The following is a 25,584-nucleotide window of genomic DNA, read 5'->3' on the forward strand; positions in this document are numbered from 1 at the left end:
AGATAATCATGAACTTATCTCAAAAACAAATTGCAGTACGGTTTTTAGAGCTTGCCGCAGCTGGCGAAGTCGATGAAGCCTATAGCAATTACACCGCGCCTAACTTCAAGCATCACAATCCTTATTATGCGGGTGATGTAACTTCTTTGAAGGAGGGAATGCGTGAAAGTGCAATTGAAACTCCAAATAAATTCTTTGAAGTTCAACATGTCATTGAAGATGGTGATTTAGTTGCTGTGCATTCTAAAATTGAAATGCAAATGAACGGGTTAACAACCTTGGCAGTGGTTCACATTTGTCGTTTTGAAAATGGAAAAATTGCTGAGTTTTGGGACATTGGGCAAATACAGCCTGATCCACTCGTCAATGAAAACGGTATGTTTTAATGAAAAGCCCGAAAGTTTTCGGGCTTTTTTATTTTATGGATGAATTAAAATTTCCACTGTGCCGAAATTGAAGCGTTCAGTGGTTCACCTGGTTGAACCCATAAATCGCTATAGCTTGAAATATAGTAACTTTTATCAAACAAGTTATTTACATTCAGCTGATAGCGTAAGCGGTCAGATGGGGCGTAGTAGCCATTTAAATTGACCAGTGTATAACTTGGTAAGTTAAATCCATTATCAATGTTATGACCACTGCGCTCACCGACATAGGTGAGGTTGGCACCTATGCCTGCCTTTTTCGTGCCTTCTTGCAGGAATTCATAATTGGTACTCACTGAGCCTTGGCGTTTTGGAACATTACTCAGACGAGCACCTTTAGCTAGGTCTTGGTCTTTTTCAATTTGAGCATCGGTATAACTATAATTGGCATTGACGAGCCATCGGTCATTGATCTGGCTATTTAAGTCAAATTCAATCCCTTTACTGCTAACTTCACCAGCGGCTGTTTGGAATGCATTGTCGATTGGATCTGTTGTCAGCACATTTTGTTTTTTCATTTTAAACAAAGCGAGACTAAGCACACTTTGCTCATTCATTTTATATTTGGTACCGACCTCATAGCTTTCGCCTTTTTCAGGAGCAAACGTTTGACCATTTCGGTTCATACCACTATTCATCGCAAATGAGCGACCATAGTTTGTATAAAATGCCCATTGATCAGAGGCTTTAAAATTTACTCCGAAACGTGGGCTATTTTGATGAAGGGTCTGGTTACTTTCGGTCTGAGTCAGGTGATTTTTAAAGTCTTGTTCGACCTGATCAAAACGGTTGCCGAAAAGCACACTCCATTGATCATTAAAAAAGATTTGATCTTGTACATTAAGAGCAAAGTAACGTTGCTGTTCTTTGGTGTTGGTGAACGGTGCTAAATCTGGTAAATATTTTCCATATTCAGGTTGGTAAATATCAATTGTATTTGGCATGCCTGAGCTGTGGTTACGACGCAGCTGATATTGCTGATAGTCGAGTTGACCAAGTTCAGTTGAAAGTAAAATTTCATGTCGAGCCCAAGATGTATCAATTTTGCCAAGTAACTCTGTTTGAGCTAGCACATCTTCACTTTGATAATCACGATAGCGGCGTTGACGTTCTAAAGTACGACCATCGGTTTGTATGCGTCGTGGTTCGGTCGAAAAGCCGACCATTTGAGCATCTTTATAACTGACGGCACTATTCAGTTTCCAGTCAGGGTTAAATTCATGACTAAGACGTAACTGGTAAAAGTAATCTTTTACTTTCATATCGCCGTCATCAGGTTCACCCGTAAAGGTTTTCGGGTCCATCACAAACTGGTGATTAACGGTGCTTACTCCACGGTCAAAGGTTCCTTTGTGCTGAGTAAATTCACTATCAAAGTCGAGTTGAGTCTGGTCTGAAATTTTCCATGTGAGCTGCGGCGAAAAGAACCAGCGTTCACTGCTGACATGATCACGAAAGCTTTGATTATCTTCATGGGCAACAGCTAAACGATAGGCCAGTTCATCGTTAATCGGGGCGGTATGTTCCAGACTCATTCGATATTGTTCTTGGCTATTGGCGCGTAAGTTGATTTCACTTTCGCTTTGCCACTGTGGCTTTTTACTATTTAGATTGAGCAAACCACCTGTTTCTCCACGGCCATATAAAGCCGCCATTGGTCCTTTTAAAAATTCTAAAGACTCAATGTTTACGATATCTTTGGGAGCACTAACACCTCTGTTTACACTCAAACCGTTTCGAATCATGGTAGCCCCTAAATTTGGATCGCCACTAAAGCCTCGGAAAGAGTAATTATCCCAAAAACCACCACCATAATCATTCTGATGAAAAACCCCACTGACTAAGGTTAATGCATCATCAATGCGCTGAACGTCTTGTTGTTCCATCACCTGCTTAGAAACAAAAGCACGATTAAAAGGGACATCTAAAACATCGTGGGAAAATTTAGTCGCTGAACTATTTTGACTTACATCTTCTTGGGTCGTTTCAGCCTGAACGCGTATGGTTGCCAGTACCGTTGACGTTTCTTCTCCCCAACTGAGTGTCGAGATAAACGATAGACCTAAGGAAGACAACAAACCTAATTTGTGTTGCATAAATGAGCAGCCATGAAAGACAAAAGGGATTAAATGTAATAGTATAACGTTACATTATTTTATTGATTATCGCTATGTCTTTAGAAAAAAATATTGAGCGTTTACAGTCGATTGATGCCTTACGTGGTTTGGTCATCTTGATTATGTTGCTCGACCATGTAAGAGAAACTTTCTATTTGCATAAGCAGGTCATAGATCCAATGGATGTAACAGTGACTGAACCTGCATTATTTGGTAGTCGGTTATTGGCACATATTTGTGCTCCGGTTTTTGTTCTTTTAACAGGTATTTCGGCTTTTTTATTTCATTCAAAAAAACAGGATTTGCAGCAAACCCGTGCATTTTTATTGAAGCGTGGTCTATTTTTAATTGTGTTAGAGCTGACATTGGTGAACTTTGCTTGGACAGCTACTTTTCCACCAGATGTTATTTATTTGCAGGTGATATGGGCGATTGGTATTAGCATGGTGGTGTTGGCTGGTTGTGTGAGTTTACCGTTGCCTGTTCTTACTGGTGCAGCTTTATTGATTATTTTTGGGCATAACTTATTAGATTCTGTGCATTTTACAAATGGTTTTTTACAGAATGTATGGTTCGTTTTACATGAGCGTGGTTGGATCGAGTTTGCAGGTATAAAGCTTCGCACAAGCTATCCGGTTTTGCCTTGGATTGGTGTTATTTTGCTGGGTTATGTTTTAGGCCAATTCTTTAGTTCAAAATATACTGCAAAACAAAGAAGCCGCTATTTATTGAGTATCGGACTGGCAAGTATTGGATTATTCGTTTTACTGCGTTTTATCAATATCTATGGTGACCAGCCGTGGCAACATTTTGAGTCATTACAACTCACTTTAATGAGCTTTTTTAACCTCACCAAGTATCCCCCGTCTTTATTATTTATTTTGCTGAATGTTGGAATCGGTTTAATTGTGTTGGTTGCTTTTGAACGTATGCAGCAATATTCATTTTTAAAACCATTGGTAGTGTTCGGTTCGGTTCCTATGTTCTTTTATTTACTGCATTTATATGTATTGAAACTGATGTATGTGTTTGCAATAAGTGTATGGGGAGCCAACTACGGCAATTATTTATCGGCTAATCATGTGTGGATGCTGTGGTTAATCACGATTGTGTTGTCTTTTGCGCTTTATCCTGCTGTTAAATGGTTCTCGAAATTCAAACATCAAAATAAACATATTTCGATTTTAAGATATTTCTAATGTTCAAAATATGGGTAAAGCGAGTTCAATAGTGGCCTCGCTTTACTTACTCACATCTAGATATAGAGTTTCTTTAACTTCTTCCATGACCACATAACTGTGTGAAGATGCCGAAGCGGGGAGTTTCTTTAACAGATCACCTAACAAGCGGCGGTAGGCACTCATTTCTTTTAAGCGCGCTTTTACAAGATAGTCAAACTCACCTGAAATGAGGTGACATTCGAGTACTTCCGGAATCTCGACTAAGTCTCTGGCAACTTGATCAAATACATCGCCAGATTTGGCAGATAACTTAATTTCTAAAAAGACGAGCAAGTTGCGGTCCACATAGGCTGGGTTTAGTCGTGCGAAGTAACCCATGATGATGCCATCACGTTCAAGTCGTTTGACACGCTCTGAACAGGGGGTGGTCGACAGGTTGACTCTCGATGCCAACTCACTAATCGCAATTCGTCCTTCACGCTGCAAAATATCCAGAATCATGCGATCTATACGATCTAGGGGGCGCATAGATATTTCCTCTTTTTTTAAAATTCTTGTGATAAAAACATAAATTTACCTAGATTATAGCCCGAAAAACAGTGAAATAAACTATTGAGGCGGAAATATACTAGTTAAATAAACTGGTGTGCGTGAGGGAATGGAAATGCGCGTAATTGTATTAGGTAGCGGCGTTATCGGAGTGGCAAGTGCCTATTATCTAGCTCAACAAGGAGCTGAGGTCACTGTTCTTGACCGTCAGGCAGGTCCTGCTGAAGAAACAAGCTTTGGTAATGCAGGTCAAATTTCGCCAGGGTATTCAACCCCTTGGGCAGCACCAGGAATTCCTTTTAAAGCTGTGAAGTGGATGTTCCAACACCACGCACCGCTTGCTATTAATTTAGATGGCAGCATGTGGCAGTTACAGTGGATGGCGCAAATGCTAAAAAACTGTAATCCACAAAGTTATGCTGTGAACAAAGAACGTATGATGCGTGTGGCTGAATACAGCCGTGACTGCTTACGTGAACTCAGAAAAGATACAGGTATTAATTACGAAAACCGTGCGAAAGGCACTTTGCAGTTATTCCGTAAAGAAGCGCAAATGGAAGCGGTTCAACGCGACATTAGTGTGCTACAAGAATGCGGTGTAAGTTACGAATTATTAAATGGCAATGAGCTTGGTCGTGTAGAGCCAGCTTTGGCAAATACGCAAGATAAACTTGTCGGCGGTTTGCATTTACCAAATGATGAGACAGGCGACTGTTATTTATTTACCAATGCTTTAGCTCAAATTGCTAAAGAGCTGGGGGTTAACTTCCAGTTCAACCAGAACGTAGAAAAATTGATTGTTGAAGGCGATGAAATTAAGGGCGTTCAGGTCAATGGTAAAGTCTTAACCGCGGATCGTTATGTTCTAGCATTTGGTAGTTATTCACGTGATTTCTTGAAACCGCTTGATCTACAGTTGCCTGTATATCCTGTAAAAGGTTACTCGTTGACGATTCCAATTGTTGATCCAGCTTTTGCTCCGCAATCTACTGTGCTTGATGAAACTTACAAAATCGCGATTACTCGTTTTGACCAACGTATTCGCGTAGGTGGAATGGCAGAGTTAAGTGGTTTCAATTTAGGTCTGAACGAAGACCGCCGTGCAACCTTGCAAATGGTGACTCAGGACTTGTTCCCGGGTGGTGATATGGCACAGGCTTCTTTCTGGACGGGTTTACGTCCAATGACACCAGACAGTACCCCAATTATTGGTGCGACCCGCTTTAAAAATCTGTTCTTGAACACAGGCCACGGTACTTTAGGTTGGACAATGGCGTGTGGTTCAGGAAAATTAATCAGTGACATCGTATTGAATCATAAGACTGAAATCAGTACAGATGGTCTTTCAATTCAGCGTTATTCACACGCGCATGCTGCATAACGGACGTTAGGAAATTAATCATGCCTCGTCCTATTACCGCAGTCATCCACCGTCAAGCCTTGCAAAATAACTTGGCGGTGGTACGCAAGGCTATGCCAAACAGTAAGGTCTTTGCCGTTGTAAAAGCTAATGCTTATGGACACGGAATTGAACGTGTTTATGAAGCATTTAAAGCAGCAGATGGCTTTGCCTTACTTGATCTTGATGAAGCAAAACGAATTCGTGCTCTAGGTTGGACAGGTCCAATTTTGTTGCTCGAAGGGATTTTTTCTCCTCAAGACTTATTTGATTGTGTGCAGTATCAGCTTAGTTTCACCATTCACAGTGAAGAGCAAATTGAGTGGGTTCAAAAGCATCCTTATCCAGCTCAATTTGATATTTGCCTAAAAATGAACAGTGGTATGAACCGTCTTGGTTTTAAACCACAGCAGTATGTTCAGGCATGGGAACGTTTAAATAATTTAGCAAACGTCTCCAAGATTACGCACATGATGCATTTTTCAGATGCGGATGGCGATCGTTTCGGTCAGCAGGGTATTGATTATCAAATCAGTGCATTTGAAGACATTATTAAAGATTTACCGGGTGAAAGATCGGTAAGTAATAGTGCGGCAATTCTACGCTATCAAGACCAGCTCAAATCAGATTATGCACGTAGCGGCATCATGCTTTATGGCAGCTCGCCAGACTACCCGACGCATAGTATTGCCGATTGGGGTTTACAACCCACCATGAGTTTACGCAGTGAAATTATTTCCGTTCAGCATTTAGATGCGAATGAAAGCGTAGGTTATGGCTCAAACTTTGTCGCAGAGCAACCCATGACGATTGGGATTGTCGCTTGTGGCTATGCCGATGGTTATCAGCGTATTTCACCGACAGGTACGCCAGTTTTAGTGGACTCTGTACGCACTCGTACAGTCGGCCGCGTCAGCATGGATATGTTGGCAGTCGATTTAACGGGTATTGAAAATGCCAAAGTCGGCAGTGAAGTGGTGCTATGGGGACAATCAAGTACAGGCGTTATTTTGTCTATTGATGATGTCGCAGTTTCATCCGGTACGGTGGGTTATGAACTGATGTGTGCTGTCACCGCCCGTGTTCAATTTATTAATCAGGTATAAGGAAATCCGAATGTCTAATTCAGATATACAAAAGATTAACACTAACGAAGTCATGAGCGCCGTGACTGTTTTTAACAAAGTGGTTTATTTGTCAGGTCAGGTACCTAAAAATACCGAGCAAGACGTGGCAGGCCAAACTCGTGAAATTCTTGCAACGATTGATGAACTTTTGGCGCTTGCCGATACTGATAAATCTCGCTTGCTCTCTGCGCAGCTCTATTTAAAAAATCTTTCTGACTTTTCAACCGTAAATGCCATTTGGGTTGACTGGTTAAAAGGGTGTGTTGCTCCATCGCGTGCCACAATTCAGGCCGATTTGGTTAATCCAGACTGGCTCATTGAAATTGCCGTGACGGCAGCACAAAAGTAATTCGTTTTTACTCCAAAAATGATGATGTATCTAACAGAAGGAAGATAGATACGGTTTATCCAGTCATTTTTTGGTGAACAGATTCAGTGACCTATGGCATACGGTTCGATTTTCGCCATAGGTTGCTGATCTTAACAAAGGAATTCAAAAAGGAATTTTAATATGACAACGGCTCGTCATTCAGATACAGAAAATTCTCCTGATCATCTGCAACGAAAACTGTCTAACCGTCATTTACAGCTGATTGCAATTGGCGGTGCAATTGGAACCGGCCTATTTATGGGCTCGGGTAAAACCATCTCCCTCGCAGGTCCTTCAATCCTTTTGATCTATATGATCATTGGAGGAATGTTCTTTTTCTTAATGCGTGCAATGGGCGAGTTGCTCCTTGCAAATCTGCATTACAAATCTTTTGTTGATATGGCTCATGACTTGATCGGTCCATGGGCTGGTTATTATTTGGGCTGGACCTATTGGTTGGGTTGGGTGCTGGTGGGTATTGCGGACCTTTCAGCGGTCATCAACTATTTAGGTTTCTGGCTGCCCGATGGCGCGAGCTTTTCTCCAACACAACAAGCCATGATTAGTGCAGGCTGTGTGTTGTTTGTGATGGGTCTTAACCTTCTGACAGTACGTTTGTTTGGTGAAATCGAATTCTGGTTTGCACTCATTAAGATCTTGGCGATTATTGGCCTGATCGGAGTGGGTGGTTACATGATTTTCAGCCATTTCCAAGCTCCTCAAGGTGCTGTAGCAAGCATCAGTAACGTTTGGTCGCATGGTGGTTTATTCCCGAAAGGTACTGAAGGCTTCTTGGCTGGTTTCCAGATTGCCGTGTTTGCTTTTGTCGGGGTTGAACTTGTAGGTACAACGGCTGCTGAAACTAAAGATCCAGAGAAGAATTTACCGAAGGCAATTAACGCGATTCCGATACGTATTATTTTGTTCTATGTATTGGCACTATTTATTGTGATGTCAGTAACACCATGGGATCACATTCGCGCAGATAAAAGCCCGTTTGTTGAGTTATTCTTAAATGCGGGTATTCCGGTTTCTGCAATTATCATGAACTTGGTGGTGCTGTCTTCAGTCATGTCTTCAATGAACAGCGGTGTGTTTTCAACCAGTCGTATGCTATTCGGTTTATCAAAAGATGGTCAGGCACCGGGTGCATTTGGTCGTTTATCAAAACGTGCCGTGCCATCAAATGGTTTGATTTTCTCTTGTATTTTCATTATGGGCGGAGCGGTACTTCAGTACTTTGTTCCAAACACAATGGAAGCATTTACCTTGGCAAGTTCACTCTGTGTGATTCTATTCATTAGTGTGTGGAGTCTCATCATGGTGTGCTATTTACGCTATCGTAAATTACGTCCAGAGTTACATGAAAAATCAACTTTTAAAATGCCGGGCGGTGTTTGGATGAGCTATATAGTTCTGGCATTTATGCTTTTCACTTTGGTGATCTTGGCATTAGAACCAGATACTTTGAAAGCACTATATGTCAGTCCAGTATGGTTGGTTATTTTAGGCGTCACATATCATGTGCTCTATAAACCACGCATGAAAAAACTAGGACGTGAGCTCGTCAATGATCATTAAGTTTTAATAAAAAGCCAATCAATCATGATTGGCTTTTTTTATTTTCTTTCGATTTTTTATCGGAATAATATTGTTTATTTTTGAGTCAATGGTGCGATTTTGAGGGTATTGGAAAAGTACATATAGCATTATCGCATGCTACACTCCGGCTAATCTGGAGAATCCAGATATGTTAATTAAAATTGCCGTGAAGGCATTACATAAATAATGTGACTTAAAAAAACAGGACAAACGATTTATCAATTAAGGAAAAATATACTTGAACATCTTGTCCTGAGGTATAGACTCAGCAACCCACGATATACGGTTCGTTTTTCTCCCTATAGGTTGCTGATTTAAGTTAAGCAAAATATAAAAAGGACTTCTAATATGACAATGGTTCATCATTCAGATGAGGCAAGCTCCCCTGAACATTTACAACGGAAATTAAATAATCGCCATCTACAAATGATTGCAATTGGCGGTGCAATTGGAACCGGCTTATTTATGGGCTCGGGCAAAACCATCTCCCTCGCTGGTCCTTCAATTCTTGTGATTTACATGTTAATTGGTGGCATGTTCTTTTTTCTGATGCGCGCATTGGGTGAACTACTGCTTGCCAACTTACATTACAAATCATTTGTTGATATGGCATATGACTTGATCGGCCCATGGGCTGGCTATTATATAGGCTGGACTTATTGGTTAGGTTGGGTGTTAGTGGGTATAGCCGATCTTTCTGCTGTCATTAACTATTTAAGTTTCTGGTTGCCCGAAGGCGCCAGTTTCTCACCAATGCAACAGGCCATGATTAGTGCAGGCTGTGTACTATTCATTTTAGGGCTTAACCTTCTTACGGTGAAGTTGTTTGGTGAAGTTGAATTCTGGTTCGCACTCATTAAGATTTTAGCCATTATTGGCCTGGTTGGAGTCGGTGGTTACATGATCCTCACTCATTTTCAAGCTCCACATGGAGAGGTTGTGAGTGTAAGTAATGTGTGGTCGCATGGCGGCATATTTCCAAAAGGCGTAAGCGGATTTTTGGCAGGTTTCCAGATTGCCGTGTTTGCCTTTATTGGCGTTGAACTGATTGGTACAACAGCGGCTGAAACGAAAGATCCAGAGAAAAATCTACCGAAAGCGATTAACGCGATTCCAATACGTATTATTTTATTCTATGTGTTAGCACTCTTTGTAGTGATGTCAGTGACACCATGGGATCACATTCGCGCAGATAAAAGCCCGTTTGTTGAGTTGTTTTTAAATGCAGGTATTCCAGTTTCTGCCATCATTATGAACTTAGTTGTGCTGTCTTCAGTGATGTCTTCAATGAACAGCGGTGTGTTTTCAACCAGTCGTATGCTGTTCGGTTTATCGAAAGATGGTCAGGCGCCAAGTGCATTGGGGCGTTTATCAAAACGTGCCGTACCTTCAAATGGTTTAATCTTCTCATGTATTTTCATTATGGGTGGGGCAGTGTTGCAGTACTTTGTCCCAAACACGATGGAAGCATTTACTTTGGCAAGTTCACTCTGTGTGATTCTCTTTATTAGCGTATGGCTTCTGATCATGGCATGCTATTTACGTTACCGTAAGTTGAGTCCAGAGTTACATGCTAAATCGACCTTTAAAATGCCGGGTGGGGTGTTGATGGCGTATGTTGTCATTGCATTTTTCTTGTTCACTTTAGTGATTCTGGCATTAGAACCAGATACATTAAAAGCGGTATATGTTAGTCCATTATGGTTAGTGGTTTTAGGCGTTAGCTATCATGTGTTTTATAAACCACGCATGAAAAAACTAGGCCAAGAAACTTTTGATTAATTATTAATAATTTCAAAAAAGCCAATCAATCATGATTGGCTTTTTTATTTAGACTATTTAATCAACCAATAAATGTTGATATTTATCGGCTTGCTTACGTAGATAATCCCAAACTAATTTGATGCGCGGTTCATGTTGTAAATCAACAAAGGTCAACATCCAGAACGTATGGGTAAAGCGAACTTGTTGCTCTAAAACGACGTCAAGTTCCGGTTTATCATCTGCCAAAAACTTGGGCAAAATTGCAAGCCCTGCACCAGCACTTACCGCAATTTGTTGAGCCAAAATACTGCTACTCCGGAAATTTGCATTGAGCTTTAAGGGCAATCGTTCTAAACAGTACAGCTCGGGGCTATAGACCAGATCATCAATATAATTCACGAAACGATGCTGGGTTAAATCTTCTAAACCGCGAATAGGTGGGTTCTGAGCCAGATAGTTTTGGCTACCATAAATTTTTAAACAATAGTCAGACAAGCGCGTAATGATGTATGGCCCAGAAGTTGGACGGTCAATTGACACCACAATATCTGCTTCACGGTGTGAGAGCTTAATCATTTTTGGCACTGGAATCAGGTCGATGGTAAGCAGTGGATACTGAATAGAGAACTCAGCCAGTAAGCGGGCTAAAAACGCAGTTCCAAAGCCTTCAGGTGTGCCAATTCGCACACGGCCTTGTAAAGGTTGATGTGGTTTTTCAATTTGTAAGAAAGCTTGTTCCATTTGCTCAACTCGAGGAACAAGTGCCATCCCTTCGAGTGTCAGTTCATAACCAGTTGCTTCACGCTTAAAGAGCGTTGTACCTAAAGCAAGTTCTAGGGCCTGAATCCGTCTTGCAACCGTACTATGCTCTACCCCAATAATACGCGCAGCATTGGTTAGGGTTTTAGTGCGAGCTAAAACCAGAAAAAAATGTAGATGATCCCAATCCACTTTCATTTTTATTGTAATCCCTGTGCATATTTGCACATCAATCGTGCATGAATTTGCGTTGGTGGTCAAAGATTTCTTTGTTAGTCTCAATTGAAACTGAAATAAAGAAAATACGATCAAAAAGTATTTTCTAATAATTGAACACAATAAAAATATGGCCTACGGAGAGGTTATGAACACAATCCAAAAAATCGAATTGGAAACCGCTAAATTACTCATTAACGGACAATTTATCGAATCTGAAACAGAGGAATGGCAAGACATTATTAACCCTGCAACTCAGGAAGTGATTGGTCGTGTACCATTTGCAACGGTTCAAGAAGTCGATGCTGCTATTCAAGCTGCACAAGATGCTTTTGCGTCTTGGCGTCAAACTCCAATTCAAGCACGTATGCGCATCATGCTTAAGTTGCAAGACTTAATCCGTGCCAACATGAAGGAAATTGCGCAAGTACTAACGGCTGAACAAGGCAAAACCTTGGCAGATGCTGAAGGCGATATTCAACGGGGTTTGGAAGTGGTTGAACATGCTTGTTCAATCGGCACCTTACAAATGGGTGAATATGTTGAAGGCGTGGCACGTGGTGTAGACACTTATACCTTGCAGCAACCCTTGGGTGTGTGTGCTGGCATTACGCCGTTTAACTTTCCAGCGATGATTCCGCTGTGGATGTTCCCAATGGCAATCGTTTGTGGCAATACGTTTGTTTTAAAACCATCAGAACAAGATCCATTATCAACCATGATGCTCGTTGAACTTGCGATTCAAGCAGGTGTTCCAGCAGGTGTGCTCAACGTTGTGCATGGCGGTAAAGAAGTTGTTGATCGTCTATGTACGCATAAAGACATTAAAGCCATTTCATTTGTTGGCTCAACTGCGGTTGGAACGCATGTTTATAACCTTGCAGGGCAACATGGCAAACGTGTGCAGTCGATGATGGGTGCAAAAAACCATGTAGCTGTCATGCCAGATGCCAATAAAGAGCAAACCTTAAATGCCCTAGTGGGTGCAGCGTTTGGTGCTGCAGGGCAACGCTGTATGGCATTGTCGGTTGCAGTCATGGTGGGTGAAAGCAAACAGTGGATTCAAGAGTTAGTCGAAAAAGCGAAAACTTTAAAAGTGAATGCAGGGCATGAGCCGAATACCGATATTGGCCCTGTCATTTCAAAGCGTGCTAAAGCGCGTGTGCTTGATTTAATTAATAGCGGTGTTGAGCAAGGTGCAGAGTTATTACTCGATGGTCGCGATGTTCAAGTTCAAGGCTATGAATCAGGCAACTTTGTTGGCGCGACGATTTTTAGTGGCGTAAATACCGACATGCGTATTTATAAAGAAGAAGTCTTTGGACCTGTACTTTCAATTATTTGCGTAGACACACTTGAGGAAGCGATTGCTCTAATCAATGCCAACCCATTTGGTAACGGTGTAGGTCTATTCACACAAAGTGGTGCGATTGCGCGTACTTTCCAAAACCTCATTGATATTGGTCAAGTGGGTATCAACATTCCAATTCCTGTGCCAGTGCCTTTCTTTAGTTTTACGGGTTCACGAGGCTCAAAATTGGGTGATTTGGGACCATACGGCAAACAGGCTGTACAGTTCTACACCCAAACCAAAACCATTACTAGTCGCTGGTTTGAAGACAGCCATGAAGTTGGTGCAGTAAACACAACCATTAGTTTACGTTAAGGGGATCACGGATGAATATCGCCTTTATCGGTCTAGGAAATATGGGCGGCAGAATGGCCCATAACCTACTTAAAGCCGGAATCAAAGTTTATGGTTATGACCTCAGTGAAGTTGCTATTCAGCACTTTGCCGAGGCGGGTGGCGTAGTATGTGACAGTCCACAGGCAGCCGCGAAAGAAGCTGATGTGGTCATTAGCATGTTGCCTGCGGCAAAGCATGTTAAAGAGGTTTACTTAGGTGAAAATGGTGTTTTAGAAGTGCTAAAAGCAGGTAGCTTATGCATTGATAGCAGTACCATTGATCCACAAACCATTAAAGATATTGCCGCTGTTGCACATAGCAAAAATATTAAAATCTGTGATGCACCAGTCTCTGGTGGGACCATTGGTGCTCAAGCGGGAACTTTAACCTTTATGGTGGGTGCCGATGAGCAAACCTTTAATGAAGTGAAACCTGTGCTCAGCCACATGGGCAAAAATATTGTTCATTGTGGTGATGTTGGAGCAGGCCAAATTGCCAAAATCTGCAATAACCTGATTTTAGGTATTTCAATGGCAGCAGTGGCCGAAGGTATGGCACTCGGTGTAAAGCTGGGCATCGATCCACAAGCATTGGCAGGCGTTATTAACATCTCAAGCGGTCGTTGCTGGAGCTCGGATGTGTGTAACCCATGGCCGCATATTAATGAAAATGCGCCAGCATCTAAAGGCTATCAAGACGGCTTTGCAACTCAGCTGATGTTGAAAGATTTAGGTCTTGCTGTCGAAGCTGCAGGCCAAGTTAAGCAGCCGATTTTACTCGGTGGTATGGTGCAGCAGCTGTATCAGCAAATGTGCATGCGTGGGAATGCCAATCTCGATTTTTCGAGCATTATTCAGCAATACCTGCCTCAAGAGGCATAACGGCAAAGCCAAAGGATGGCTTTAACTCAATTAAACCCTGTCGTGAATAACAACAAATCCGGACTGAGGGAAAAGATATGATGGATTATCAAAATGCTGCACAGGCTTTCGATTTGGAAAGTACTGCAAAACAGATGTTATCAGGTTCACTTGATGCCTTAAATGCTTGTTATGAATGCTGTGATCGACATGCAGATGGCGACAAAATTGCGCTGTATTGGCAAGGAAAAGACGGACGAAAAGAGCAATATACCTTCCGTGAATTAAAAGAATGGTCGAGTCAGTTTGCCAACTTTTTAAAATCACAAGGTGTGAAAGCAGGTGACCGTATTTCAGGTCTATTACCAAGAACACCTGAATTGATCGTGACTATTTTTGCAGCTTGGCGAATTGGTGCTGTTTACCAGCCACTATTTACTGCGTTTGGCCCAAAGGCGATTGAGCACCGTATTCAGCTTGCACAAAGCAAGCTGGTGGTGACCGATGTAGGTAACCGCAGCAAGCTTGATGAAATTGAAAATTGCCCTCCAATTGTGACGGTTGCCGATGTGCAAGGTACTCCGCTCAAAGCAGATGATTTTAATTTCTGGAATGAAGTTAAGCAGCAGTCCGATCAATGCGATCTGGTCATGCGTAGCATCCAAGATCCATTTTTATTGATGTTTACTTCAGGCACTACTGGGCCAGCGAAACCTTTGGAAGTGCCGTTAAAAGCATTGATTGCCTTTGGGCGATATATGCAAGATGCCATTGGTTTAACCGAAGAAGATTCGTTTTGGAATATTGCCGATCCGGGTTGGGCTTATGGTCTGTACTACGCGATTACGGGGCCGTTATTTTTAGGCCACGCTACTTTGTTCTATGAAGGTGGTTTTAGCACAGATAGCCTATGTCAAATTGTAAAAGATTATAAAATTAACAACTTGGCAGGTGCCCCAACGGCTTACCGTATGATGATGGCGGCTGATCCAGCACAAATGGCGCCGTTAAAAGGACTATTCCGTGTCGTTAGCAGTGCAGGTGAGCCGCTGAATCCAGAAGTAATTCGCTGGTTTAAACAAGTCCTTGATGCTCCGATTTATGATCACTACGGACAAACCGAAGTCGGTATGGTGGTGTGTAACCATCATGGTTTAAAACATGAAATTCATGCTGGTTCAGCAGGTTTCCCAAGTCCGGGCTACCGCGTTGCGATTGTCAATGAACAAGGGGAAGAACTTCCGCCAGATACACCGGGAATATTAGCAGTCGACATTAGTCAGTCTCCAATGATGTGGTTCGGCGGCTATAAAGAAAGCCGTAAATCGCCCTTCATTGGTCACTACTATTTAACTGGCGACACTGCCGAGTTACATGCTGATGGCAGTATGAGCTTTGTTGGCCGCAGTGATGATGTAATCACCACATCGGGCTATCGTATTGGGCCTTTTGATGTAGAAAGTGCTTTGCTTGAACACGACGCTGTGATTGAAGCAGCAGTGATTGGTGTGCCTGATCCGGACCGTACCGAAGTGGTTAAGGCCTTCGTAATTTTAGCTGCGGATGCTCAACCTTCCGATACACTTGCTGAACAACTTAGCCAATTTGTTAAAAGACGACTTTCTGCACATGCTTACCCTCGTTTAGTTGAATTTGTGAGTGAATTACCTAAAACTCCAAGTGGCAAAATTCAGCGCTTTTTATTGCGTAATCAAGAAATTGCTAAACAACAAGCTAAAGCAGGGTAAAGGAAATAATAATGCAATTTACCGAAGAACAATTACTCATTCGTGATATGGCGAAAAGTTTCGCCCAAGAACAAATTAAGCCTAATGCCAGCGATTGGGATCGAGACGGGACATTCCCGGAAGATACCTTAGCTCAAATGGGGCAACTCGGTTTTATGGGTATGCTTGTTTCAGAGCAATGGGGCGGTTCAGACACGGGTAATTTAGCCTATGTACTGGCACTTGAAGAGGTTGCCGCAGCTGATGGCGCAACTTCGACCATTATGAGTGTACATAACTCGGTTGGCTGTGTGCCTATTTTAAAATTTGGTACCGATGAGCAAAAAGAGCGGTTTTTAAAGCCTTTGGCACAAGGTGAAATGATCGGTGCGTTTGCCTTAACTGAACCACATACAGGCTCAGATGCAGCAGCACTTAAAACTCGTGCGGTTAAAGATGGCGATGATTACATTTTAAATGGCGCCAAGCAGTTTATTACCTCTGGCAACAATGCTGGCGTGATTATTGTGTTTGCAGTAACCGACCCGAGTGCAGGTAAAAAAGGGATTAGTGCCTTTTTAGTTCCACGCGATACACCGGGTTACGAAGTGATTCGTGTTGAAGAAAAACTAGGCCTGCATGCATCCGATACGTGTCAGATTGCTCTGACCGATGTACGTATCCATAAAAGCCTCATGCTAGGCAAAGAAGGCGAAGGTTTAAAAATTGCACTTGCCAATTTAGAAGGTGGACGTATTGGTATTGCTGCACAGGCAGTAGGTTTGGCACGTGCAGCGCTCGAAGAAGCAACTCGCTATGCCAAAGAACGTATTACTTTTGGAAAACCGATTTTTGAGCATCAAGCTATCGCTTTTCGCCTTGCTAGTATGGCAACCGAAATTGAAGCTGCCAGACAACTTGTTCACTACGCTGCACGTTTAAAAGAAGCAGGGCAACCGTGTCTAAATGAAGCTTCAATGGCCAAGTTATTTGCTTCGGAAATGACGGAGCGAGTGTGTTCGAGCGCCTTACAAGTGTTTGGTGGCTATGGCTATCTCAAAGACTTCCCAATTGAGCGCATCTATCGTGATGCTCGTATTTGCCAAATTTACGAAGGCACGAGCGATATTCAACGTTTAGTGATCGCCCGTAGTCTATAAAACCAGAACAAGGAATAAATCATGCAGTGGCAAAGTATTTTATTAGAAAAGCGTAATGGGGTTGGACTGATTACATTAAATCGCCCTCAAGCGCTCAATGCTTTAAACAGCGAATTAATTAGTGAAATTAATCAGGCATTAGATCAGCTCGAAAAAGACCACGAAATTGGCTGCATGGTATTAGCAGGCTCAGAAAAAGCTTTTGCCGCAGGCGCAGACATTAAAGAAATGGCTGATTTAGCATTTCCTGATATTTATTTTGATGACTTTTTCCATCTTGCAGACCGTATTGCACAGCGCCGTAAACCTCTAATTGCAGCGGTGAGTGGCTATGCGTTAGGTGGTGGCTGTGAATTGGCGCTTATGTGTGATTTTATTTATTGTGCTGACAACGCCAAGTTTGGCTTACCTGAAGTTACTTTAGGCGTAATTCCAGGTATTGGTGGTACACAGCGCTTAACTCATGCGATTGGTAAAGCCAAAGCAATGGAAATGTGCTTTACCGCTCGACAAATGGGCGCAGTAGAGGCAGAGCAAAGTGGGCTGGTTGCACGTGTTTTTAGTAAAGAAGAATTACTTGAACAGACCCTGCAAGCCGCAGAAAAAATTGCAGCAAGATCTTTAACTGCAAACATGATGCTCAAAGAAACCATTAATCGAGCTTATGAAGTGAATCTCACCGAAGGTTTACGCTTTGAGCGACGTATGTTCCATTCAATTTTTGCGACATCTGACCAAAAAGAAGGAATGCAGGCTTTCGTTGAAAAACGCCAGCCAAATTTTAAAAATCAATAAGAGATCAATAAAATGAATACAGAAAATCACTTAATGATTGAGCAACAAGGTAAGTTGGGCATTATTACCTTAGACCGTGTGACTCATCTCAATGCATTGTCGTTAGATATGATTGAAGGCATTGGTGCCCAATTGGAACTGTGGCGAAATGATGTTGCTATTCAGACAGTTTTAATCAAATCAAATAGCCCAAAAGCCTTCTGTGCAGGTGGTGATATTCGCTATCTTTACGACAGTTATAAAAATGGCACGGCCGACTACAAAGGCTACTTTAGTGCCGAATATAAAATGCTGAATGTACTGCGTGAATATGCAAAGCCAGTCATTGTTATGCTTGATGGATATGTATTAGGTGGCGGTTTTGGCTTGGCTCAGGCTTGTCACATTGTGGTGAGCAGTGAAAAGTCCAGATTTGCTATGCCTGAAACAGCCATTGGTTTCTTCCCAGACGTTGGTGCAACACATTTCCTGTCTCGTCTTGATGACATTGGCGTTTATATGGCAATTACGGGTGAGCAGATCAGCAGTAGTGATGCGCTTTACCTCGATTTAATTGACTACCATGTGCCAAGCGAGCAGTTACAAGCTTTGCAAGATGCTCTTGTTGAAGCACCAAGTTTAACTAAAGAGGGAATTGAACACATCATTACCCGATTTATTACTCGTCCTGCCGAAAGTGAATTAAAGCAACTAGCCGAAGGCATCCGTAAACATTTCGGTTTTCAGCATTTAGATGAAATTGAACAAAGTCTTGAAAATGAACAAGATGAAAGCTTAAAGACTTGGACTAGCAAGATGCTCAGCATTTTGCAGCAACGTTCATTTATTGCCAAACAAACGAGTTTGAAGCTGCAACATTTAGGCCGTGGGCTTTCTTTGCCGCAATGTATGCAACTTGAGCGTGATTTACAGGATATCTGGTTTGAGCATGGTGACTTTATTGAAGGCGTTCGTGCGCTCATTGTCGATAAAGATAAACAACCACAGTGGCAAGAACGTAATGCGGAGCTAGAGCAAATTTTAGAAAAGCTAAGCTAAGCCCGCATTACAACAATATAAAAAGCTTAAGGAGATAAAGCGAGACCTGAAAATGCTTATGGTCAGGGTTGGTCATAAGCATAAAAAAGATAAAACAAGAAAATCGAAGAAAGGAAATTGCGATGCAAACAATACAAGGAAACGGTTCACATACTAAAAAGTCGTCACATCGATTAGCAGGCATCTCTAGCATGGTCGGCACCACCATTGAGTGGTATGACTTCTTTATTTATGGCGCAGCAGCAGCTCTCATCTTTAATAAATTATTTTTCCCAAATCTGGATGCATTGACGGGTGTACTTGCTGCATTTGCAACCTATGCCGTTGGATTTATTGGGCGGCCATTAGGTGGTTTAGTCTTTGGTCATTTTGGTGACAAAATTGGCCGTAAGTCGATGTTGTTACTAACGCTAATGTTAATGGGGATTCCGACGGTTCTCATTGGCTTATTACCGACTTACGAGTCAATTGGTTACTGGGCTGCAATCGGTTTGGTCATCTTACGATTCATTCAAGGTATGGCAATGGGCGGTGAATGGGGCGGTGCTGTGCTCATGGCAGTTGAACATGCACCCGAAGGCGGTAAAGGGTTTTGGGGAAGCTTGCCTCAAGCCAGTACGGGTGGTGGCTTAATGCTAGCCTCAATTGCTCTAGGACTGGTGTCGTTATTACCTGAACAAGCACTGTTTAGCTGGGGTTGGCGTTTACCGTTTCTTGCCAGCATTATTTTACTGGCAGTAGGCTGGTACATTCGAGTGAAAGTACCAGAGTCACCAGATTTTGAAAAAGTAAAGCAGCAGTCCGAAGAAGTCAAAGTTCCTGCCCTACAAGTTTTTAAAAACCATCCAAAGCAGCTCATCACGATTATTTTGGCTCGCGCTGCCGAAAATGCATGGTTCTATATTGCTTCAACCTTTACGTTGGCCTATACCACTGCAAAACTTGGAATCCCACGTCAGGACATTTTATTTGCCACCATTTGCGGTGCTGTGGTCATTCTATTTATGACGCCGTTATGTGGACATTTGTCAGATAAAGTAGGTCAACGCAATATGTTTATGTTTGGGTTATGCGTATTGGCACTTTATTGCTATCCATTTTTTACCATGCTCAACACTAAAGATCCAGTATTGGTCTGGACGGCAATTGTTTTAGCGATTGGTGTGGTTTTTCCGATTATGTATGCACCACAAGCTCAGCTTTTTGCACGTCAATTTCCGGCAGAAATTCGTTATAGCGGAATCTCAATTTCGGTACAGCTAGCTGGGGTACTTGGTGGTGGTTTAGCACCGCTAATTGCGACGAAACTTTTAAGTATCGGGCAGGGTAATCCTTACTTAATTATGATTTATATTGGATCTATGGCTATCGTTGCGATCATATCGACTTCATTTATGCCACGTGATTGGCAGACTAAAACTGATGAGGCTTACCATAAGAAATCAGAATTAAATTTGAAAACCAAAATTACTGAGCAGTCTTAATATTAAGTTTGAATCTTCAAATAAAGAAAAGCCCTAATCTTTTGACTAGGGCTTTTGAAATTTAATGAGCGAAACGAGATTCTGGCTTAAGACCTTAATCTTTGCTATGTCACCAATATTCTTAGACTTTGATTTAACTAACTACACTTCAATTAAGCATGCAAACATAGCATATCCGTCGATAACCATTGGTGGACCTGCACGATGAGCACGAAAACCCGCGGCACGTAATAACCGCTCTACACCAAGAGGTGAGGTTGTAATGAGTTGTTTTGCGCCTTGTTCTCTTGCAAAGTTGATCGCTTCTTGCAAAATTGCAATAGAGACTGGGGATGACACTGCTTGATTAGCAGAGGTCGGCGGATTCGAGAAATCTACGGCTGAAAATCTTGATAATTCCCAAATTTCTGGTGAACAAGGAATAGGCATTCCATTCATTAATTGAGGAAATATTTCACCCAGTAAATAGGGTTGAGTCGTTGGTAGTAGTCTGGCACAACCAATAATATTGGATTCTCTATCTTGAGCGACGACATAAGCTGTATCGATTTTATCAAATTGATCTAGTTCTTCATTATTTGGACAGTTCAACTCCCAACCCAAATGTTCAACAAATACCTTGTAGCGGTAACTTTTAAATTTGGTATATAGGACTTCTGAAAAATTGTTTTGGAATCCAGCAATAACATTCATTACAAGTGCTTCCACTTATTTTTCAGGCGACTTTACTCGACAGCTGAAAAGGCGGTAACTGTAAGAATTTACAGGTTTCTAAGAGAAATTTGGACTTAATATAGTCTTTGTTTGCGTTGTATTGATTTGAGCATAAATGAAGTGTTCCCAAAACAAAGAATCTATTTTTTTTTCGATTAATGTTTCAGTAACATCAAATCCAATATCTGTACCAGATAAATCAACAATCATGATATTGCTTCGAGGTAGTCCAATTCGCTTTAAGCTAGCAATTCCATTGTTCTCAATAAATTCCCAGTCCCATCCGGTACTTAAAGCTGGGCTCCGTGATGTTGCCCATTCAGTAAACCCACAATATAGAATTTGAGAATCTTCAATTTGTGTAGTTTCAACAATAGATATGAGGTGTTGGAGGGGGTAATTCATAAGCTGGATTTCATTCATCCGAATAAAACCATCTGTTGAGATTGAGAAATCAGGGGGGATTGTGACCATGCTACCTGTTCAAGTGACTTGAATTACAGTTCTATAGATAAATAACATAAATTATTGCCAACAAAATACTGTTAAGTTTTACAGGTTAGCCGTAATCTGCTGATACACAACGTTAAGCTGTTCTTTAGAAAGTACTTCGGGCAGGGAGTTTTACTTATGCAGAGATTGACCCATCTATAGCTTGAATATGAGAGTTGCTTGTTTCAAGGCTATCAATAGTTTAAGTTTTTCATATGTATTGTAGATAATATCTATCCTATTATTAAAATAATATTTTCGAAATCATTATCATTATTATGCGTTTCATCAAATAATAAATAAAAAACTTATACTGCTAGTATCACTGGTAGACGTTATTCTTTAGTTAAATTAATAGAAATATACAAGTAAGGAGAAATAATAGGCTTCTTCTAAAAATAAAAAATACTCATTTTTGGAATAAAATGCATCCTGTAAATTTGAGGCTTTCAAGCATAATTCGCATATGCAATATAACAACCTTAAAAAGCTTTCTGAAACCAGTTTATCCGGAAAATTTACCACCCTCTCAAGCTCAAAAAAGTTGTTAATTGGATTATGAATTCACTATATGCAACTAAATAAAAATGATTTATGCATGAGGTTTAATAAGAGTAAATGGAAAATTGGCAAGAAGATCTACTATCAGCATCTCTGATGGTAAAAAATGAATATCAGCTATTTGAGGTTGTCAAATCTACAGCTTTAAAGCTCGGATTTGATTATTGTGCTTATGGTATGCAGTCGCCATTATCTATTGCTGAACCAAAAACGATTATGTTGAATAATTATCCCGAAGCATGGCAGAAGCGTTATGTTAAACAGCAATATGTGAGGGTAGATCCAACCGTACAGCATTGTATGCTATCACTTCAACCTCTTGTCTGGTCGAGTCAATCTGCGAACACACAATCTCAAAAAAATTTTTGGGAGGAGGCGCGTTCTTATGGTTTAAATGTTGGTTGGGCACAGTCAAGCCGTGACTTTATTGGTACAAGGGGAATGCTAACACTAGCAAGATCTGCTGACCAATTATCAGAAAAAGAGCAGAAAGCTCAATATACAAATATGTATTGGTTGTCTCAGACCGTGCATTCCAGCATTGCTAAAATTGTGAATGATGCAGAATTTGCTCAGTTTAATCTTTATTTAACGAACCGGGAAAAAGAGGTTCTACGTTGGACTGCGGAAGGAAAAACGTCAGCAGAGATTGCCCAGATTCTCGGGGTAACTGAAAGAACAGTAAATTTTCATCTCTGTAACTCAATGCAGAAGTTAAATGTGAATAATAAAATTTCAGCAGCTATTCGGGCTGTGATGTTGGGGGTTTTATAAAGGTGGATATATAAAAGATAGAGAATTTTAATATTGGATTTTAAGAAAATAAAATATTATTAGATGTGTTTTTAAAATAAAGTTAATTATTTGAAAAGTATTTTTTTATTTAATAAAATTTTAATTAAAATGAATTTTTTAGAAAAGATTATTTGCTGTGGGGTCTGTATTTTTTTTAAATTTAACTAATAATTTATTTTTAATTTTTCTATTATTTTAATATTGATAATAAATATTTTCTTGATTAATATCCTTGGTAAAAATAAATATTCGTATTTTTTTTGGTATTATCTATGGGTGAAATACATCGATTCTAAGTTTATATATTAGTCACAGTGCTGTACATGATTTCGAGCTATTTAAATACAATTTAAAGCAGATTCCTTTATGAGCTTTATCCTTGTAAATAAAGGCTATTAGAGGATTTTACCTGAATCTTTTATTGCTCTTAAAAAGAGAAAGCACACAGTAAATTAGATCTTGAATACAAGATCTACAATCAAGAGAGCAACAAAATAAGAATACGAACTGGGTGTAAGTTGGCAGGCTAAAAACCTTGTTAAATATTATCGAAATAGATGCAAAAGATTGAATTTGAGTTTTAATTTCCAGATTTCACAAAATTGACTGAATAAAAATAATTTATGAAAGAGATCTAGTGTCTTCATTTTCAATAAATACAGGCCAACCTGTAAACCCTTACAGGTGTAATAAAAAACACTCGCACATAAAATATAATGTGAATTTATATTTTAAACAAAAAAAGTATATTCATTTTTTATTAAAAGCCCCAGCTAGACATGTAATTTCTGAATTAGCGAGTTTTAAGGGTGAATTATAAATAATTGGAGTAAGTTATGGCTGTAATGGGTACGGATAATATCATTGCAACTTTGGAATCCCACGCAAATTTAAATGGAGGCAGGATTGCTTTTGAATATTTGGGACGCCAATCTGGTGGTATTCAATCTCTGACGTATGCAGATCTGAACGAGCGGGTTCAATATCAAGCTCAAATATTAATGAACCTTGTAGACAGTGGCGATCGTGCCGTATTGCTGTTCGAGCCTGGACTGGACTTTATCGTATCGTTCTTTGCTTGTCTGAAAGCTAAAATTATCGCAGTACCTGTCAGCTTGCCTTTTAACCGCAACGGTTTTTCTAATATTTTGAATATTATGAATGACTGTGAGCCAAAGATCGTACTCACAACTCAGAAGATTCTTGAGCTATCAGGGCTGATCACATTAAAAGCTCAAAATGAAAATTTAATATTGCATGCCGTTGATGCCGAATTGCAACGTGACTTGGTGGAAAAAGATTTTCTTCTGATTTCTGAAGAAGATATTTGCTTCCTACAATACACTTCAGGATCAACAGGTTGGCCTAAAGGTGTGATCGTCACCCATAAAAATATCATGGCAAATGAAGTCATGATTGCTGAAGCTTTTGGCACACAAGCCGATGATATCGGTCTTACATGGCTACCTGTCTATCACGATATGGGATTGATCGGCTCGGTTTTACAGACCGTGTATGTAGGTCTGACTTGCTATGTGATGTCACCGCTGGATTTTATCCGTAAACCTCTTAAATGGCTGCAATTCATCAGCGAGAAAGGGGTCACGATTAGTGGTGGGCCAAACTTTGCCTATGAATTGTGCCTACACCGCATCTCGAATGATGAGGCTGCATCGCTTGATCTGAGCCGTGTGCGTGTGCTGTTTAACGGTGCCGAGCCGATCAAGGCCAACGTCATGCAGCGTTTCATGGAGAAGTTCAATACTCAGTCGAAATTGAGACTAGATACTTTCTTGCCGTGCTATGGCTTGGCAGAAGTTACGCTCTTAGTCAGTGGTGTAACTGGTCCTCTCAATGCTATCTCGATAGACCGTGAAAAGTTGAATGCCAACTTAGTGCAGACCAGCCAAGATCAGACAGCTGTGCAAGTGGTGAGCTGTGGCAAGATCTCAGCACACATTGATTGCCGTATTGTCAATCCGCATACCCGCAAAGAGGTGGGGGCTGATGAAGTCGGTGAAATCTGGCTAGCAGGCGAGAGTGTCACTGCGGGTTACTGGCAGAAGCCGGAGGTCAATCAGGAAACCTTTGCTGCAACCATCCTCGATAAAGCAGGTAAGCCTAGTCAAGTGCATTACTTAAGAACTGGTGATATGGGCTTTATCAAAAACGGAGACTTGTATGTGACTGGTCGCCTCAAGGATGTGATTATCATCCGTGGCAAAAACTATTACCCGCAAGATATCGAGTGCTCCGTCGAAGTAGCGCATCCTGCTGTCCGTAAGGGCTGTGTCGCTGCAGTGAATTTCGGTAATTCTGACGGTGTTACGGTTGTACTGGAGATCAAGAAGAAGTCGATAGACAAGACCCTTAATTTTGAAACCATCAGAACTCAGGTTAAAGAGCAAGTGGCGGCTGATATCGGCTTGCCTGTAGAAGGTGTCTATTTACTGCATCAAGGTCGGATAAACAAGACCACCAGCGGCAAAATTAGAAGAAGAAAAATTAAAGAGCAGATCGAGCGCGGTCAACTGATCTGTTTAACCCATCCAAACCGTAGAACGGTGATGGCCCGAAACTATGTCAAGAATGGCTTAGAAGTCATCCGTGATCGTGAGCAGCGGGGGCAACTGATTCGTTATAGCTCCAATCTACTCAATTCAATGATCAAGGAACGAGAAGTGCGCGCGCTCATTTTTAATCGACTGAAAAGTGCTTTGTTTTAATCCTTACCCTTTAATCATTTGAGCAAAAACTCATGT

General features: G+C 41.1%; 21 protein-coding genes. 16 read left to right on the forward strand and 5 right to left on the reverse strand.

What is annotated here, in order from left to right:
* Positions 1-8: 8 nt before the first annotated feature.
* Positions 9-386 (forward strand): nuclear transport factor 2 family protein, encoded by a 378-nt coding sequence (locus RMB03_RS10345; RefSeq protein WP_005037557.1) that lies wholly within the window; start codon positions 9-11, stop codon positions 384-386.
* Positions 387-430: 44 nt separating this feature from the next.
* On the opposite strand, the gene RMB03_RS10350 is transcribed toward RMB03_RS10345, so the two are convergent.
* Positions 431-2,521 carry a TonB-dependent siderophore receptor gene (locus RMB03_RS10350; protein WP_311075878.1) on the reverse strand — a complete coding sequence of 697 codons (2,091 nt, stop codon included), beginning with the start codon at positions 2,519-2,521 and terminating at the stop codon, positions 431-433.
* A 74-nt stretch (positions 2,522-2,595) separates the two neighbouring features.
* Between RMB03_RS10350 and RMB03_RS10355 the strand changes: the two genes are divergently transcribed.
* Positions 2,596-3,741 (forward strand): heparan-alpha-glucosaminide N-acetyltransferase domain-containing protein, encoded by a 1,146-nt coding sequence (locus tag RMB03_RS10355; protein WP_311075880.1) that lies wholly within the window; start codon positions 2,596-2,598, stop codon positions 3,739-3,741.
* 42 nt (positions 3,742-3,783) lie between these two features.
* On the opposite strand, the gene RMB03_RS10360 is transcribed toward RMB03_RS10355, so the two are convergent.
* Positions 3,784-4,251 carry an Lrp/AsnC ligand binding domain-containing protein gene (locus RMB03_RS10360; protein WP_003655656.1) on the reverse strand — a complete coding sequence of 156 codons (468 nt, stop codon included), beginning with the start codon at positions 4,249-4,251 and terminating at the stop codon, positions 3,784-3,786.
* Between the two features lie 136 nt (positions 4,252-4,387).
* Here RMB03_RS10360 and RMB03_RS10365 point away from each other — a divergent pair, with 136 nt between their 5' ends.
* The 5 genes from RMB03_RS10365 to RMB03_RS10385 all read left to right on the forward strand — a co-directional run bounded on the left by RMB03_RS10365 (position 4,388) and on the right by RMB03_RS10385 (position 10,552).
* Entirely contained in the window at positions 4,388-5,653 is a 1,266-nt protein-coding gene (locus RMB03_RS10365; RefSeq protein WP_005037548.1) for a D-amino acid dehydrogenase, read from the forward strand.
* A gap of 20 nt (positions 5,654-5,673) precedes the next feature.
* Entirely contained in the window at positions 5,674-6,777 is a 1,104-nt protein-coding gene (alr, locus tag RMB03_RS10370; protein WP_311075884.1) for an alanine racemase, read from the forward strand.
* Between the two features lie 10 nt (positions 6,778-6,787).
* Positions 6,788-7,147, forward strand: a complete 360-nt coding sequence (locus tag RMB03_RS10375) for a RidA family protein (protein ID WP_005037543.1) — start codon at positions 6,788-6,790, stop codon at positions 7,145-7,147.
* Positions 7,148-7,309: 162 nt separating this feature from the next.
* Positions 7,310-8,749, forward strand: coding sequence for an amino acid permease (locus RMB03_RS10380; protein ID WP_231764287.1), 1,440 nt, complete (start codon positions 7,310-7,312; stop codon positions 8,747-8,749).
* Between the two features lie 369 nt (positions 8,750-9,118).
* The gene (locus RMB03_RS10385) at positions 9,119-10,552 is read left to right on the forward strand and encodes an amino acid permease (RefSeq protein ID WP_311075887.1); all 1,434 of its coding nucleotides are present in this window, start codon (positions 9,119-9,121) and stop codon (positions 10,550-10,552) included.
* 57 nt (positions 10,553-10,609) lie between these two features.
* Here the strand turns inward: RMB03_RS10385 and RMB03_RS10390 are convergent, their stop codons facing one another.
* Positions 10,610-11,491, reverse strand: a complete 882-nt coding sequence (locus RMB03_RS10390) for a LysR family transcriptional regulator (protein ID WP_004640467.1) — start codon at positions 11,489-11,491, stop codon at positions 10,610-10,612.
* A gap of 166 nt (positions 11,492-11,657) precedes the next feature.
* Here RMB03_RS10390 and RMB03_RS10395 point away from each other — a divergent pair, with 166 nt between their 5' ends.
* The 7 genes from RMB03_RS10395 to RMB03_RS10425 all read left to right on the forward strand — a co-directional run bounded on the left by RMB03_RS10395 (position 11,658) and on the right by RMB03_RS10425 (position 20,260).
* Complete coding sequence (locus RMB03_RS10395) at positions 11,658-13,175, forward strand: CoA-acylating methylmalonate-semialdehyde dehydrogenase (RefSeq protein WP_311075891.1); 1,518 nt, start codon at positions 11,658-11,660, stop codon at positions 13,173-13,175.
* Positions 13,176-13,186: 11 nt separating this feature from the next.
* Positions 13,187-14,077, forward strand: a complete 891-nt coding sequence (gene mmsB, locus RMB03_RS10400) for a 3-hydroxyisobutyrate dehydrogenase (protein WP_311075893.1) — start codon at positions 13,187-13,189, stop codon at positions 14,075-14,077.
* Between the two features lie 77 nt (positions 14,078-14,154).
* On the forward strand, positions 14,155-15,804 hold the full coding sequence (locus RMB03_RS10405) for an AMP-binding protein (RefSeq protein WP_311075895.1): 1,650 nt from the start codon (positions 14,155-14,157) through the stop codon (positions 15,802-15,804).
* Between the two features lie 11 nt (positions 15,805-15,815).
* Positions 15,816-16,943 (forward strand): acyl-CoA dehydrogenase family protein, encoded by a 1,128-nt coding sequence (locus RMB03_RS10410; RefSeq protein ID WP_311075897.1) that lies wholly within the window; start codon positions 15,816-15,818, stop codon positions 16,941-16,943.
* A 21-nt stretch (positions 16,944-16,964) separates the two neighbouring features.
* A complete protein-coding gene (locus RMB03_RS10415) occupies positions 16,965-17,738 on the forward strand; it encodes an enoyl-CoA hydratase (protein WP_311075899.1) in 774 nt (257 codons plus the stop codon).
* A gap of 12 nt (positions 17,739-17,750) precedes the next feature.
* The gene (locus tag RMB03_RS10420) at positions 17,751-18,776 is read left to right on the forward strand and encodes an enoyl-CoA hydratase/isomerase family protein (protein WP_311075901.1); all 1,026 of its coding nucleotides are present in this window, start codon (positions 17,751-17,753) and stop codon (positions 18,774-18,776) included.
* Positions 18,777-18,898: 122 nt separating this feature from the next.
* A complete protein-coding gene (locus tag RMB03_RS10425) occupies positions 18,899-20,260 on the forward strand; it encodes an MFS transporter (protein ID WP_311075903.1) in 1,362 nt (453 codons plus the stop codon).
* Between the two features lie 141 nt (positions 20,261-20,401).
* Here RMB03_RS10425 and abaI read toward each other — a convergent pair whose 3' ends face one another.
* Complete coding sequence (gene abaI, locus RMB03_RS10430; RefSeq protein WP_132072310.1) at positions 20,402-20,968, reverse strand: acyl-homoserine-lactone synthase AbaI; 567 nt, start codon at positions 20,966-20,968, stop codon at positions 20,402-20,404.
* Between the two features lie 63 nt (positions 20,969-21,031).
* Positions 21,032-21,448, reverse strand: a complete 417-nt coding sequence (locus tag RMB03_RS10435) for a DUF4902 domain-containing protein (RefSeq protein ID WP_005037524.1) — start codon at positions 21,446-21,448, stop codon at positions 21,032-21,034.
* Between the two features lie 636 nt (positions 21,449-22,084).
* On the opposite strand from RMB03_RS10435, the gene abaR reads away from it, so the two are divergent.
* On the forward strand, positions 22,085-22,801 hold the full coding sequence (gene abaR, locus RMB03_RS10440; RefSeq protein ID WP_311075906.1) for a LuxR family transcriptional regulator AbaR: 717 nt from the start codon (positions 22,085-22,087) through the stop codon (positions 22,799-22,801).
* Between the two features lie 857 nt (positions 22,802-23,658).
* Positions 23,659-25,548 (forward strand): fatty acyl-AMP ligase, encoded by a 1,890-nt coding sequence (locus tag RMB03_RS10445; protein WP_311075908.1) that lies wholly within the window; start codon positions 23,659-23,661, stop codon positions 25,546-25,548.
* The last annotated feature ends 36 nt before the right edge of the window (positions 25,549-25,584 follow it).

The organism is Acinetobacter sp. V91_7 (genome assembly GCF_031799075.1).
Lineage (GTDB): Bacteria > Pseudomonadota > Gammaproteobacteria > Pseudomonadales > Moraxellaceae > Acinetobacter > Acinetobacter calcoaceticus.